Raw genomic sequence first — 14,705 nt, 5'->3', positions numbered from 1 at the left:
TTAAATTTCAGTAATTACATTTTCTTCTTTTCTGTAATATTCCATAATCATAAATATTACAGCCATCGCTACATATCCTAAGGAAACCATTCCACCTGTACCAAATCCAATTTCGGAAGCATGAATTATACCAAAGAACGATAATGCTGCTGTTATAAGGCTATAAACTGCAGATATTTTAAATTTCTTATCTATTACAAATATAACTATTGTAGCTAGCATCATTCCAACTAAAATATCTCCCGATCCAAGTATTTTCCATCCTTCATAAGGAATACCACTACTTGTTAAAGCCTCTATTCCTACTTTTGCTGCGCTTGTACCTGCAGCTCCAAGTGCATTATTTACTTGAGTTACTACATAGCTTGCTATAAAAGGCATAAACGCTATTATTAATGCAGGTATATGTCTTTTTTCTGTTGAAGAAAAAGCTTGAGCCCCTATCACCATTGAGATATAAACTAATATTGGTAATAAAGCTACTAGTGGTATCAATGTTAGTACTAATGGTAGTAATCCTAAAAGTGCTACTATTATCATAACTCCACCTGTAAGCCAAGCATATCCTACTCTAGCTCCAGTAGCTTTCCATCCTGGATGTCCAATGTATATTATGGTTGGATATGGACTTTCTAAACAGGCTGCTAGTAGAGTTAATACTCCTGGAATAAGCATAGCTTTTGTAGTATCATAATGATCTCCTGCAACCTCTGCACTTTCCACATTGTCTAAACTCTCTAAAAAGTCATATATTGCAAGAGGAATTGCCGCTGCTAAAAAAGGTGAAAGATAAGCAAATCCTTCTGCTAAATTTCCTACTGCTAGCTTTGGAAATGCTAGGGAAAAACCACTTGCTGCTTCTTTTACAGCTCCAATATCCATGTATCCAGTTCCCCAAGCTAGTGTTGAGCCAACTATTATAGCAACTAAACCTGCTGGGATATTTCCAGGCATTTTTTTATTTGCAAGCCATCCTACAACTACTATAGCTAGTGTTGTAAGTCCAATATATGGAGTGGTAAATATTTCTCCCATAGGATTCATAGCTATATATGTTATAGCTAGTCCAGCTAAAGATCCAAGCATAGCTGCTCTAGGTATATATTTCTTAATATAAGGTCCTACAAAAGCTCCTATTGTCATAATCAATCCTTGTACTATATTCCATGCTAATGCAACAGACCATGCAAGGTTCCAGTCATTTGTTTGAAGATGTACTGGAAGAATTACTGCAAATGCAACTACAAAATAATGTGGAACACTAAGCCCATAAGGAAGTGCTGTTACATCTCCTTTTTTTTCTTTAATAGAAAGTTGTTTGGCCTGCCAAGCTAATATTAGATTACCAAGACCTATGCTAAGTGCCGCTGCTGGTACAATTCTACCGTAAACAATTTCTTTAGGCATATCTATAGCAAAGACAAGTAATCCTATAGCTGCTAAAAAGTTAGTAAGAGAGTTACTAAACAAACCGAAAAAACCGTTTAAATCTCCCTTTACCCACCAAGGAGTACCATTAGCTGAGGCTCCATTATTTCCATTTTTATTTGTCATCTATTACGCCTCCTTAAAATTAAATCAATTTATTTTTTTAATGTTTCTAAAATATACTTAGACTCTGTAGTCCAACCAAATATACCACCTTGTTGATTTATCATTCTTATAGAACCTTCTTGATCTTTTGGATCAAATGCAGCTGTACCATCTTCTAACATTAAGCAATTAAAACCTCGATCATTTGCTTCTCTTATTGTAGTTTGTACACAAACATGAGTTGTAACTCCTGTAACTATAAGATTAGTAATTCCTTTATTTTTCAATATGATATCTAAATCAGTTTGGTAAAACGCACCCTTACCAGGTTTATCTATTATTGGTTCGCCTTCAATTGGTGTAAGTTCATCTACTATGTCGTGTCCATATTCTCCTCTTATCAGAATTCTTCCCATAGGTCCCATATCACCAATTCCAGCACCTTGTCTTTTACTTCTTCTCAATTTATTTGGAGGACAGTCAGATAAATCTGGTCTATGACCTTCTCTAGTGTGAATTACTAGCATACCTGCTTCTCTTGCAACCTCTAATACATTCTTAATTGGTTCTATTACTTTTCTTGTAGGAGTTATATCATTTCCTAGTTTTTCACCAAATCCACCTGGAGCACAAAAATCTCTTTGCATATCAATAATAATTAAAGCTGTCTCTTCCAAATTAAACTCAAACTCATAAGGCTTTGCATCAACTGTATACTTTGTCATTTTAAATTCCTCCTGTTTTTTTATAATTGTTTATAATTGTTTTTTTATATTTAAATCATTATTCTGGGTTTTACCCATTATAAATAATAATGCCGCAACCATTAAATAAGCTATTACTACATCATTGGCATTTCCAATTCCTATGCTTGAAGTATGAATTATCCCGAAAAATGTAAGTCCTGCCGCTACTAATACAACAACAATTCCCTTATTTAATTCCTTGTCTATAATATAAACACAGAGGCTAGACCATATCATACTTACTAGTATCGCTCCTGCTCCTAAAGTTAACATCCCGCCATATTCTAGTCCTGCTACTGCTAATTTATCAAATCCAATTTGTTCAGCACTTTTACCTGCAAGTCCTAGTGCATTATCAATATTACCCTGTGACCAATTTGCAATCCAAGGGATAATTCCAAGTAATACTGCCGGAGCATATTTGCCATCTACAGCGGTAAATGCCTGTGTACCTATCATAATACCTATATATAATAGTATAGGAACTATTGCAACTAAAGGTATTAAGTTTGAGAGTAATGTTATTAAATTTAACCATGTTATTATTAAAATTACTAAGCCCATAACAAATGTATATCCAATTCTTGCGCCTGTACTTTTCCATCCAGGGTGTCCGATAAATACAGCAGTTGGAAAAGGGCTACCAAAAAGGCTTGCAATTATAGATGTAGCACCATCTGCTATAAGAGTTTCCCTTACTCCATAATGGTCTCCCGCTATTGAAGCACTCTCTACATTATCCATTGTTTCGAAAAAGTTATACACTCCTAATGGTATTGCAGCTGTTAAATAAGGAGCTGCATATTTTAAACCTTTAACTATATTTGATATTGAAAATCTTGCATATGAAGGTTTGACACTTGAAAACGATGAAATTAAAGAATCATAATCCATATATCCACTTGTCCACCCAATTATTGTTCCAATGATTATAGCAAATAATCCAACCGGAATATTAAAGGGCATCTTCATATTACCAAACCATCCAAGAAGTATAATTACAAAAGATACAAGGCCTATATATGGGATTCTAAACGTTTGCATAGCTGGGTTCATGGCTATAAATGTTATTGATACTCCTGCTAGTGCACTTAACATAGCGACTCTAGGAATAGTATCTCTTAACTTAGGGCCTATTATAGAGCCAAATAGTTCTACAAGTCCTTCAATAAAACACCAAGCAAGACCTGCATACCATGCTAATTGTGCATCTCCAGTATCCCAATAAACTGGACCCATAATTAAAAAAGCTATAAGAAACATATGTGGAACGCTAGTTCCAGAAGGAAGGGCTGTGACATCGTCTCTTTTTTCTTTTACGGCAAGTTTATAACCCATCCAAGTATAGTAAATTCCACTTAAAAAGATTGAAAGTCCAACAGCCGGTAATATTCTTCCAAAAACTATCCAACCAGGCATCCCTATAGATACAGTTAAAAGGCTAGCCATAACTAAAATATTAGTTAAGTTATTTGTAAAAAGTCCAAAGAAACCATTGATATCACTTTTATGCCATAACTTAGGTTTATTGTTCTCCATATATTTACTCCTTTCATTTTGTATTACCTTACTTATACTATAATGTTATCATTATTAGATTTCAAAGTCATCGTTATATATAACTAAAAGAAAGCGATTCCATTGTCAACTCTCTACAATGAAAATCACTTTCCGTGTTTTTATATGGCAATAATATTGTAATCTATTAACTATCATTTGCATTTAACCATAGATATATATTATATGCTAAAACCAATTCACCTATAAAGAATCCATCTTTTATCTCTATTCCGAGCTCTTTTATTCTTTCTATCCTATACCTTAAAGTATTATAGTGTATAAAGAGTTTTTCTGAAGCTTTTTTTATATTAAAGTTTTCTTCAATTAAAGCTTTTAGTGTCTCCATAAGTTCCATATTTGTTTCCTTATCATATTCTATTATTTTTCCTAATTTATTGTTTAGATACTTTTTTAATATATCAATATCTCTTACTTCTTTTATAATAGCAAACATTTCATAATCACTATAATGACTGACAAAAGATGTTTTATTTAATATAGATCCTGCAACTATACTTTGTTGAGCTTCTGAGTAAGCTAAGGGAAAATCATTTATATTATTTATTATATTTGATATTCCTATGCCCATTTTGATGTTTGTATTTAAATTTTTAATTATCATTTTACCAATTTCAATAAAATTTTCTCTAATATCATTTATAAATATTGAGTTGATAAAAATTACAAGAGAATCATCTATATATACTATCTTAATTTTATTTAGATTAATTGACATATATTTTTCAAGTGTCTTTTCTATAATGTTTGAGTACAATATATATTCATATATCTCTTTTTTCTTTTCATAATTATCCGTTAGTATCTTTATAATCATGATTGCCTGTGGAAACTTTATATCCCATCCAAAATTTTTGGCATTTTTTATGATATCTATAGGTGAATATATTTTACCTTGAAGAATATCTCTAATAAATGCATCTTGAAAACTTCTTTCTTTCTCCATCACAGCATAGTTTTTATAAAATACTGAGGCTATAAGCAAAGCTGCCTGTTCAACTGCAACTATCAAGTTTTTATTTTCATTTTCACCTTTTAATAATAGAATGTATCCAAATTTAGATTCTCCTGCTTTAATAGAATATTTTATATAAGTGTTTTCATCGTATTCTTTATCTTGTAATTTTATTATTAACTCATTATATTTGTTATCATTTGTTGATAATATAGATACATTTTCTTTACTTATATCTTGTGATATATGGGTTATATTCATATCATTATCTAATAAAAGAACTGGATAATCTACTATTTCAGATAAATTATTTATAAGTGCATTTATATCTTCACCATTTAGAAATAATTTCATCAATCGCTCATGTACATAATTTCTAAAATTTAATACACTTATATAATTTCTCAATGACAGTTCAAGTATGGAGGATACTAATTTAGATAGGTTTGCATCTTTAGGCAATTCTATGATAGGAAAATTAAATTTATTTGATTGTTCAATCATAATAAGAGGTATTTCTTTTATATATCTAGCAGGCTTTATACATATGCCTGATACTTTTCTTTCTACAAGTTTAGGGATAAGACTTTTTATAGCCTCCTCATCTGAAAATATAGGATATAGGGTAGTGATAAGTAAACTATTGCTTTCAACATAGGGAAATATATCAGGAACTTCCATAAGCATTGCATTAGTTACAATATTATATATACCTTCTTTTCCAGAGATTAGATGGGAACCTTTAAATTCATCAATTTCTAACACATCTTTTACTTTTATATACATGATTCTCCCTCTCCTCTTTCATCTCTTAAATAGCTTAAAAATGACAATATAAATGCTATACCAAGTGAAATTGCTGCAATTAAAAAGGGCATTTTACTGCTTAAATTATAACTAAAACCAGCCACTATTGCACCAATCATCTCGCCAAATGCTTTTATAGCATTAAACATTCCAGACATAAAACCTATATCTTTCATCTCTCCTTCTACTGCAAAACCTTGAAGTATGGGAAGCAAAATAGTATAGAGAGTAAAAAATAGAAAGCTATATAAGAAAAATGGAACAATACTATCATTTAAAAATAAAAGATATGCAAATATAGCATTAAAAAATAAAATAAATACCATGGATTTTTTTATATCTGTCTTATTAATAATCCAAACATTTATGCTAAGGTTTGCAATTAATCCTACTATTCCCGTTAAAGCTTTCCATATACCATTTACCACGGGTAACATATTTAATTCTGCTTTTAAATAGTAATTAAATGCATTATTATTTCCACTATAAGCTAAACCTACAAAAAATGTTATAAATAAAAATGTTATAATCCAAAGATTAAAGACTCCTTCACTCTTCTTTTTATCCTTTACAATATTCCATATAAATTTAGTTTTTTTAGCATCTACTCTTTGTTGTGGATTAGTTTCCTTTAAAAATATTTTTATCCCCAATGAAAGAAAAATCATACACACACCTTGAATAATAAATACAGTTTGAGGAGTAAGGTAGCCAAGCATTCCCCCTATAAGAAAACCTATTGCTGAGCAAACACTTAGTATTGCTGAATAGTTTGCCATTATAACTTTACTCTCTTCCCTCTTACTTACATCAACAAGCGCTGACATCAGACTTACCTGAAATCCCCCCGCTCCCACTCCTGCTAAAACTCTAAAAACCAATATACTCCAAACTGATGTTGTAAGTGAAAAGCTAATTTGCACTATCCCATAAAAAAAGGTAGCTATAACTAAGGTCAATTTCCTCTTACCTTTATCTCCTATACTACCCCAAACTGGAGCAGTTATAAATATTGCAAATACCATCGCTGCATAAGATGTTCCAAATATATGATCAGGTAATTTTAAACCTGTAAAATATGAAGGTGTAACTGGATGATGAAGATTTGCTATAATCCATATAAGACCGCTAAAGGCCAATATCTTTTTTACTTCTTTTTTCATTAATTCCCCCACTTTCTAAACTTCTTTATTATTAGTATATTATAGCATAGTATGGGATATTTTCTATATTAGGTAAAAGCATATACATCATAAATATTTTTATAATTACAATTATTATTATTCTATATAAGCAATGCGAATTATAAAAAATTTAATGGCAATACTAATTTTAATGGTATAAAAAGGATGGTTTTTATGGAGGATTTAAAAAAATATTCACTTACATGTTTCTTAGATGAAAATATAAAGATGATTAAAGAAATATTCAAGAATGATGAAAGCATAAATATGCGTATATTTCAAAATCAATATAGTGGACTAAGGGGATGCCTTTTCTTTATATCTGATATGGTAGATACAAAGGTCATAAATGAACATATACTAAAGCCTATTTTAGAGAGCAAAGTTTTATTAGATGATGTAGATCTTATATCATATCTATCAAATGAAATAATTACATCTAGCACTCTAAAATGTTCTACATCTATAGATGAATTAGTAAATGCAATTGTTTCTGGAGATACAGTCTTAATTTTAGAAGGATATCAAGAAGTTATTATCAACTCTACTAAAGGATGGAAAGTTAGAGCCATCGAAGAGCCTAATAGTGAAAAAGTGCTTCGAGGTCCAAAAGAGGGATTTATAGAATCAATGTCTACTAATTTAAGTATGATAAGAAGAAAAGTCTGTTCTAAAGACTTAAAATTTATCTCTATGACCCTTGGGGAAAGAACAAGAACTAAAGTATGTATATGCTATATAGATGGCTTAGTGCATGAAGATATATTAAATAATATAATTAAAAAGATAGAAAATATCTCTATAGATGGAATTACAGATGTTAAATATATTGGAGAATTTATAGATGAGAATCCTTTTTCTTTATTTGAAACTAGCTTTACTTCCGAAAAACCCGATACTATATCTGGAAAAATACTTGAAGGTCGTGTTGCTGTATTAGTTGACGGGAGTCCTTCAGTTATGACTCTTCCTTCCCTCTTTATAGAGTCATTTATGGCAGGGGATGATTACTATATAAACTATTACTATGCAAGTTTAGGACGATTACTTCGCATTTTAGGTTTTATTGCAAGTATTAGTATACCTGCATTATACTTATCTTTAGTGTCTTTTCATCAGGGAACACTTCAAACTCCTCTTTTAATAACTATCTATGCAGCTAGAGTAGGGGTTCCTTTTCCCAGTATTGTGGAGCTTTTAATCCTACTTACTGTATTTGAAATATTAAGAGAAGCAGGATCTAGGGCTCCTAGTACGATGGGCCAGGCTATAAGTATAGTAGGAGTGTTGGTGTTGGGAACAGCTGCTGTCGATGCACGTCTAGTATCTGCTCCTATGATTATAATAGTTGGAGTTTCCTCTATTACAGGACTTATGATACCAAATATGACTGTAACTCTTTCATTTATTAGGGCAGGCCTTCTGCTCTTATCCTCAGTTCTGGGAATATATGGATATATATTTGGTATGCTAGCTTTAATTATACATTTATTTTCATTAAGATCATGTGGTATCCCTTTTATGGGGCATTTGACCTCATTTCATATGCAGTCTATAAAGGATACTATAATAAGGGGCCCAGCTTGGTATATGAGATATAGACCAAAATTTATGAGCAAAGATTCTAAGAGAGGCACTATTGGGGGGAAAGGTGATGAATAGATATATATTATTAATTATTATCCTAATATCTAGCATAGTCCTTACAGGATGTTGGAGTTATAAAGAGATAAACGCTCTTTATATAGTAGCTGGAATAGCCATAGATAAGGCGGAAAATTCGGATAAATATAATATAGCAACAGAATTTATAAATATAAAGGACAATAAAAGAGAACAAAGCTTTGAGTCTATTCTATTGGAAACTGAGGGTGATTCTATTTCAGATGCGGTTACTAAGATGACCAGAATTTCTGCAAAAAGAGCTTATTGGGGTCATGCAACCACTATTATAATCAGTGAAGAAGTCGCACGTGAGGGAATTGTTCAATTTTTAGATTTAATTGTAAGAAGAGGAGAAGCAAGACTTTCCACCAATATTTATATTTCTAAAGAAAAATCAGCTAAAGAGGTACTACAAAGAGAAAGCTTCTCAACTGATGTAAGATCGTTTGAACTAGCTATAATGGTAAATGAAAGTAAAAACATAGTAAAGGTGCCTGCATTAAAGACATATGAAGTTATAAACGCACTTGCAATACCAAAGGTTCATACTGTACTACCAACTGTAAAATCATTTTACAATGATGGAACTCCTACAAATTTATTATCAGGAGGAGCAGTTTTTAGCATGGGAAAACTTGTAGGTTTTTTAGAAGAGAAAGATATACTACCCTACTTATTTATAAAAGACCAGGTAGAAGCAGGTTTTTTAAATGTAGAGGCTGAAAAGCGAAATCCAAATGACACAATAACTTTAGAGATATTAGGTAGCAATACAAAAATAAAACCTATATACGATTCCCAAACTCTCGGCTTTGATATTTCCATTAAAACAGATGTGACCATAGGAGAACTAACGACTACTACTGACTATGTATCCAAGCGAGGAAGGGAGAGACTTAAAAAGTTAGCTCAAAAGTCCTTAGAAAAAAAAATAAAAAGCCACATAGAGGATGTGCAAAAGGAGTTTGGATTTGATATATTTGGATTTGGTAATATCATACGGCAAAGAAACCCTAGACTTTGGGATAATATGGAAAAAGACTGGGATTCTATCTTTAAGGATCTAGATTTAAATATAAATTGTGATATACAAATAAAAAATACTGGTCATTATTTAAAACCATTAAAGGTGGTTGAGTAATATGCTGATAATACCAATATATTTATTTCTCTACCTATTTATTATAATCTTTGATCTTATGCCTATTTAAAAAAATAATCACCATATGTTATTTGGATTTAATTTAATTATAATATCCATTTCCTTTTTAATAGTTGTCTTAGTGGGACTAAAGTTTGAAGTTCCAAGCCCCTCAAACTTCATAGAAAATATAGTAAATGTCTTCATATATTAAGGAGGTGCATTCCAATTAGGAAAGAACAAATTTCTCAGTCGCAAGCTTATATATTGATAATAACTTTTATCTTCGGTACATCTTTAGCATTAGTTTCCTACTCAGAAAGTGAACAAGATACATGGATTTCCATGTTGATATCCCTAGCATTTGCCATCCCTATAGTCATTGTCTATGGAAAAATCTTAAATAATCATCCAAATAAAGATATATTTCAAATTCTAGAATATTTATTTGGAAAAATAGTTGGTAAAATAATAGGATTTCTATACACCTTTTATTTTTTTCACCTAGGTGCTATTTGTATTAGAAATATAACAGAATTTATACAGCTATCTTCTTTCCCTGATACACCCCAATACGTAACTACCTTTTTTATAGGTGCTTTAGCTATTTATGTTTTAAAATCTGGAATGGAAGTTATAGCTAGGGTAAATAAGTTTGTATTTCCTTTATTAATCTTTATAATAGCCATAACATTGATTATGGCTATCCCAAAGGTGGATACAAATAATTTATTACCCCTACTAGAAAATGGTTGGTTATCCATTTTAAAGGCTAGTTTTTCTAACTTTTCCTTTCCTTTTGGAGAAACTGTTATATTTCTATCAATTTTAAATAGCGTTAAAGAAAAAAAGAAATCATCTAAGATATATCTAAAAGGGCTATTTATAGGGAGTTTAATTCTTTTAAGTGTCGCTATAAGAAATATACTTATATTGGGCTTTCCAATCTTAAGTTCAAGTACTTTCCCTTCATATGATGCTGTAACCCTAATAGATATAGGAAATTTTATAAGAGGCCTTGAAATTATAGTAAGTATTGTAATCACAATAGCTGGATTTATAAAAGTATCTATTTGTCTACTGGCATCTTGTATTGGAACTGCTAGATTATTTAACTTTCCCGATTATAAGGGGGTTTCTGCACCTTTAGGGCTACTTATGATGTCAGTTTCATTTATTTTATATAGTAGTACTATGCATATGATTGAATGGATTAAAATTTATAAATATTATGCCTTTCCTTTTCAAGTGATACTCCCTATCTTTATTTTAATTGTTACAAAACTTAAAAAACAGAAAACACCCTCTAATAATTAGAGGGTGTTTATATTATTATACCAATTTTGAAAGTTCTACTGCGATTTGTGCTCCAACCTTTGCATTGTTGTATACAAGCTCTATATTTGCATCTAAGCTACTTCCTCCAGTTATTTCTTTTACCTTAGCAAGTAAAAACGGAGTGCTATCTTTACCTTTTATTCCCTTTTCATGTGATTCTTTTACAGCTTCTAATATTGCACCGTTTATAGTATCATAATCCATTGCAAATTCTTCTGGAATTGGATTTGCTATAACTACTCCGCCGTGAAGATTTAGATCCCATTTGGCTTTTAACATCGCTGCGATCATTTCAGGTGAATCTATATTATAATCTACATTAAACCCACTCTTTCTAGTATAAAAAGCAGGAAGTTCATCTACTCCAAAACCTATTACAGGTACACCAGCTGTTTCAAGATACTCTAGTGTAAGACCAATATCAAGAATTGACTTAGCCCCTGCACAAACTACTGCCACGTCAGTGTTTGAAAGTTCTTCTAAATCTGCGGATATATCAAAGCTTGTCTCAGCTCCTCTATGAACTCCTCCTATACCTCCTGTTGCAAATACTTTTATCCCTGCTAATTTAGCTATAATCATAGTTGCAGCTACTGTAGTTGCACCATCTTTTTTACCAGCTATTATAAATGGTATATCTCTTCTTGAAGTCTTTATAACATCTTCGCCTTTTTTACCAAGAGATTCTATCTCCTCTCCTGTAAGACCTACTTTTAGCTTACCATCAAGTATTGCTATAGTTGCCGGAACTGCTCCGTTTTCCCTTATAATCTTTTCTACCTTTAAAGCTGTTTCTACATTTTTAGGATAAGGCATTCCATGAGAAATTATTGTAGATTCTAATGCTACTACTGGTCTATTCTCTTTTAAAGCAACTGCTACCTCTTCTTTAAAGCTTAAATACTTATCTAACATAATTCAACTTCCTCCAGTTTTTTATCTATATTTTTTACACTCATATTTGGGTTTATCGTATTTTCATGGCTAAGTGCCAAAAGTGAAGCCCCTACTCCAAGCCTTGCTTTTTCTCTTATATCTAGTCCCCTCATATGTCCATAGCTAAGTGCCGCTATAAAAGCATCTCCTGCTCCTGTAGCATTTATTATACTAGGATCTTTAACCTTTAGTCTATCTATGTTTTTGCCATCACTAAATATTACTCCATCTTTTGAAAGACTAATAAATACATTCTTTACTCCTTTAGAATGAAAGTACTCTATAGCCTTTTTTAAGTCATCATCAGTTTTAATCTCAATCCCTGTTAATATTTCAGCTTCAATTTTGTTTGGTTTTACAGTATGAAAAAGGCCTATTAAATCCTTTACCTTCTTGGCCTTTTCAGTAGATACTGTGTCTAGAAAAAAGTCGGTTCCTTTAAAGTTTTTTAAGATATATTCTATTGTATCCTTTGGAACATTGGTGTCTATTATACATACTTTAGATTCTTCTATCAATTTCTTTTTACTCTTTATAAATCCTATATCCATTTTTTCAAACATATCCATACTAGAAAGTGCTACTTCCATATCACCCTCACCATCTAATATAGAAAGATATATAGAAGTATTTTCGCCTTCTAATACTAAGCTATTATCTAAATTTAATCCTATTTCTTTTGACGATTCAATTATTAAATCTCCATATGAATCATCTCCTATTATAGATACTAGATGTGTATCTACAGAAAGTCTACTTAAGTTTTCTGCTATATTTCTTCCCACCCCTCCAAGAGATGTCTTTACATTTCCAATATTTGAATCATGATAGATTAAACCTTTCTTTGGAATTCCAAGTATATCTATATTGGTACCACCTACTACAACTGCGTAATTCTTTTTTGAATTTATGTTTCCCACCTTCTTTATTTTCTTTATTTAGGTTAATTATATAATAATTATACTTCTATCCATGAAGAGATTTCTACTATTTTCTTCTCCTAAAATAAAAGTACATATTAGTTTATATTTTTATGATATAATGAATTACATGATAAGTAAATACTATCTATAGAAATATTTTATTTAAATTTTATAAAAGGAGAAATTCATGGATAAAAAAAATATTAGAAAATCTATTAATGAATTTTATGATGAAATAGCAGAAAAGGAAATAAAAGTAAAGGGTGATGTAGATAAATTAAATAAATCTTTAGGATATACCGAAGAAGATTTAAAAAATATCCCCGAGGAAGCACAGCTAGGCTTAGGATGTGGAAATCCTAAAGAAAAAGGAAAGCCTAAATTAGGAGAAGTGGTGGCTGACCTTGGTTCTGGAAGAGGAATGGATGTATTTTTAGCATCAAAGTCAGTAGGAGAATCAGGACTTGTAATTGGAATTGACAATAATTATAAAATGCTTGAAAAAGCTAGAGAAATAGCCCAAAATAAAGGATTTAAAAATACAGAGTTTAGATTAGGTGAAATTGAGTATCTTCCTATAAGAGACAACTATTTAGATTTATTAATATCAAATTGTGTAATCAATTTGTCTACTGATAAAGAACAAGTTTATAGGGAAATCTATAGAATATTAAAGCCAGGTGGAAGGATAAGCATTTCCGATATAATATTAAAAAAAGAATTACCAGATGAAATAAAAGATGATCCAAATGTACATGGAACTTGAGTAGGTGGTGCAATATCTCTGGAAGAGATAAAAGAAATTTTAGTAAATACTGGTTTTAGAAATATAGATATACAATTAAATGAAGTTACAGATGAATATGCAAGAAAATGGGGATATGGTTTAAAAATAAAAGAATATATTGGAAATGGAGATATTTTATCCTATAAATAGTAAATGTTATAGTTCTATAATATAAGAATTTATTAACATAAAAATAGCCCATCTATGTTTGGTGTATTGCTTAACACTTCCACCATATCATAGGGGCTATCATTTTTTATAAATCCGATGCAGTAAAAAGCATTTTAGCAACTTGTAAAGCTTCAATTGCATTTAAACAGAATATATCATCCTCTGATAGATTCATTTTTGCTACCCATTCATCATATTCGTTCTTCCTACAGAAGAAATTCATGATATTTCAGCACTCTCCTGACCAATTCTTATTTTTATTTAAATCCACATGAAGTATATGCATATCTTCAGGGGTATACTCCATTAGTTGCCCATCTTTTATTTCCACATATATAGAATCTCCACAATTACTACATATTGATTCAATCTCTATATCCTGATTAAATGTAAACGCTGTTCCCATTGCATCTATAGCACACATAGCATTAAAGCTTCTTCCATCTGCTAAAGTTACCTTATGGTTAGTTGGAATTGCTGATACTGGATAGATAAAATTTACATTTTTATTTTCATCTACCACAATGGATGATTTATTATCTAGATTGTCAAATAAAACTTTTAATTCTTCTTTTTCAAAACCTATATCTTTAGACATTTCATCTGTTGTTTCACCTAAATTAAAAGCTTTTCCATTATCAATTGTATAATTCATTAGATATCGTCTAACTTTTCTTTCGTACTGGTTTAATTTTTTATCTATCCTACTTATTAATAGTTCTTCTGTTGGATAATATCTAAACTTAAAGTCTTTTTTCATATTTAACTGCTCCTCTATTTATACTGGATTTGCCTTTGTTAATATTAAAGTTAGTTTTTCTTTATAATACTTATATCCTTCAGATTTTCTATCCCTCGGCCTATCTAGTTCTATTTTCATATCTTCCATTATTTTACCCTTATTAGTTGACATGACTATGACTCTATCACTTAGATAAACT

General features: G+C 30.8%; 13 protein-coding genes. 4 read left to right on the top strand and 9 right to left on the bottom strand.

What is annotated here, in order from left to right; all coding sequences use genetic code 11:
• The 5 genes from TICRE_RS10730 to TICRE_RS10710 all read right to left on the bottom strand — a co-directional run bounded on the left by TICRE_RS10730 (position 1) and on the right by TICRE_RS10710 (position 6,782).
• Positions 1-1,554 carry a SulP family inorganic anion transporter gene (locus TICRE_RS10730; RefSeq protein ID WP_075727939.1) on the bottom strand — a complete coding sequence of 518 codons (1,554 nt, stop codon included), beginning with the start codon at positions 1,552-1,554 and terminating at the stop codon, positions 1-3.
• Positions 1,555-1,583: 29 nt separating this feature from the next.
• The gene (locus TICRE_RS10725; RefSeq protein WP_075727937.1) at positions 1,584-2,258 is read right to left on the bottom strand and encodes a cysteine hydrolase family protein; all 675 of its coding nucleotides are present in this window, start codon (positions 2,256-2,258) and stop codon (positions 1,584-1,586) included.
• A gap of 30 nt (positions 2,259-2,288) precedes the next feature.
• A complete protein-coding gene (locus TICRE_RS10720) occupies positions 2,289-3,818 on the bottom strand; it encodes a xanthine permease (RefSeq protein WP_075727935.1) in 1,530 nt (509 codons plus the stop codon).
• A gap of 166 nt (positions 3,819-3,984) precedes the next feature.
• Entirely contained in the window at positions 3,985-5,598 is a 1,614-nt protein-coding gene (locus tag TICRE_RS10715) for a PucR family transcriptional regulator (RefSeq protein ID WP_075727933.1), read from the bottom strand.
• The gene (locus tag TICRE_RS10710; RefSeq protein ID WP_075727931.1) at positions 5,589-6,782 is read right to left on the bottom strand and encodes an MFS transporter; all 1,194 of its coding nucleotides are present in this window, start codon (positions 6,780-6,782) and stop codon (positions 5,589-5,591) included. Before TICRE_RS10710 ends, TICRE_RS10715 begins: the two co-directional genes overlap by 10 nt.
• 195 nt (positions 6,783-6,977) lie before the next feature.
• Here TICRE_RS10710 and TICRE_RS10705 point away from each other — a divergent pair, with 195 nt between their 5' ends.
• Together TICRE_RS10705 and TICRE_RS10700 are read left to right on the top strand one after the other, a co-directional pair.
• On the top strand, positions 6,978-8,465 hold the full coding sequence (locus tag TICRE_RS10705) for a spore germination protein (protein ID WP_143583163.1): 1,488 nt from the start codon (positions 6,978-6,980) through the stop codon (positions 8,463-8,465).
• Positions 8,458-9,609, top strand: a complete 1,152-nt coding sequence (locus TICRE_RS10700; protein WP_075727927.1) for a Ger(x)C family spore germination protein — start codon at positions 8,458-8,460, stop codon at positions 9,607-9,609. Before TICRE_RS10705 ends, TICRE_RS10700 begins: the two co-directional genes overlap by 8 nt.
• Before the next feature lie 78 nt (positions 9,610-9,687).
• Here the strand turns inward: TICRE_RS10700 and TICRE_RS13795 are convergent, their stop codons facing one another.
• Positions 9,688-9,816, bottom strand: a complete 129-nt coding sequence (locus TICRE_RS13795) for a hypothetical protein (protein ID WP_269844002.1) — start codon at positions 9,814-9,816, stop codon at positions 9,688-9,690.
• Here TICRE_RS13795 and TICRE_RS10695 point away from each other — a divergent pair, their 5' ends adjacent.
• Positions 9,817-10,926 carry a GerAB/ArcD/ProY family transporter gene (locus TICRE_RS10695; RefSeq protein WP_084191938.1) on the top strand — a complete coding sequence of 370 codons (1,110 nt, stop codon included), beginning with the start codon at positions 9,817-9,819 and terminating at the stop codon, positions 10,924-10,926.
• 15 nt (positions 10,927-10,941) lie between these two features.
• Here TICRE_RS10695 and TICRE_RS10690 read toward each other — a convergent pair whose 3' ends face one another.
• Positions 10,942-11,862, bottom strand: coding sequence for a pseudouridine-5'-phosphate glycosidase (locus TICRE_RS10690; protein ID WP_075727923.1), 921 nt, complete (start codon positions 11,860-11,862; stop codon positions 10,942-10,944).
• The gene (locus TICRE_RS10685) at positions 11,856-12,803 is read right to left on the bottom strand and encodes a carbohydrate kinase family protein (RefSeq protein WP_158016530.1); all 948 of its coding nucleotides are present in this window, start codon (positions 12,801-12,803) and stop codon (positions 11,856-11,858) included. Before TICRE_RS10685 ends, TICRE_RS10690 begins: the two co-directional genes overlap by 7 nt.
• Positions 12,804-12,993: 190 nt before the next feature.
• Here TICRE_RS10685 and TICRE_RS10680 point away from each other — a divergent pair, with 190 nt between their 5' ends.
• The gene (locus TICRE_RS10680; RefSeq protein ID WP_075727921.1) at positions 12,994-13,572 is read left to right on the top strand and encodes a methyltransferase domain-containing protein; all 579 of its coding nucleotides are present in this window, start codon (positions 12,994-12,996) and stop codon (positions 13,570-13,572) included.
• 277 nt (positions 13,573-13,849) lie between these two features.
• On the opposite strand, the gene saoL is transcribed toward TICRE_RS10680, so the two are convergent.
• Positions 13,850-14,524 (bottom strand): MerB-like organometallic lyase SaoL, encoded by a 675-nt coding sequence (gene saoL, locus TICRE_RS10675; protein ID WP_238493462.1) that lies wholly within the window; start codon positions 14,522-14,524, stop codon positions 13,850-13,852.
• Between the last annotated feature and the right edge of the window lie 181 nt (positions 14,525-14,705).

This window comes from Tissierella creatinophila DSM 6911 (genome assembly GCF_001940565.1).
Lineage (GTDB): Bacteria > Bacillota > Clostridia > Tissierellales > Tissierellaceae > Tissierella_A > Tissierella_A creatinophila.
Note: the sequence above shows the minus strand (reverse complement) of the source record. Positions and strands in the feature narration are given on the sequence as shown.

Bases quoted from the DNA above. Each gene is read 5' to 3' on its own strand.
- TICRE_RS10730 (WP_075727939.1), bottom strand. From the start codon at position 1,554: ATGACAAATAAAAATGGAAATAATGGAGCCTCAGCTAATGGTACTCCT.
- TICRE_RS10725 (WP_075727937.1), bottom strand. From the start codon at position 2,258: ATGACAAAGTATACAGTTGATGCAAAGCCTTATGAGTTTGAGTTTAAT.
- TICRE_RS10720 (WP_075727935.1), bottom strand. From the start codon at position 3,818: ATGGAGAACAATAAACCTAAGTTATGGCATAAAAGTGATATCAATGGT.
- TICRE_RS10715 (WP_075727933.1), bottom strand. From the start codon at position 5,598: ATGTATATAAAAGTAAAAGATGTGTTAGAAATTGATGAATTTAAAGGT.
- TICRE_RS10710 (WP_075727931.1), bottom strand. From the start codon at position 6,782: ATGAAAAAAGAAGTAAAAAAGATATTGGCCTTTAGCGGTCTTATATGG.
- TICRE_RS10705 (WP_143583163.1), top strand. From the start codon at position 6,978: ATGGAGGATTTAAAAAAATATTCACTTACATGTTTCTTAGATGAAAAT.
- TICRE_RS10700 (WP_075727927.1), top strand. From the start codon at position 8,458: ATGAATAGATATATATTATTAATTATTATCCTAATATCTAGCATAGTC.
- TICRE_RS13795 (WP_269844002.1), bottom strand. From the start codon at position 9,816: ATGAAGACATTTACTATATTTTCTATGAAGTTTGAGGGGCTTGGAACT.
- TICRE_RS10690 (WP_075727923.1), bottom strand. From the start codon at position 11,862: ATGTTAGATAAGTATTTAAGCTTTAAAGAAGAGGTAGCAGTTGCTTTA.
- TICRE_RS10680 (WP_075727921.1), top strand. From the start codon at position 12,994: ATGGATAAAAAAAATATTAGAAAATCTATTAATGAATTTTATGATGAA.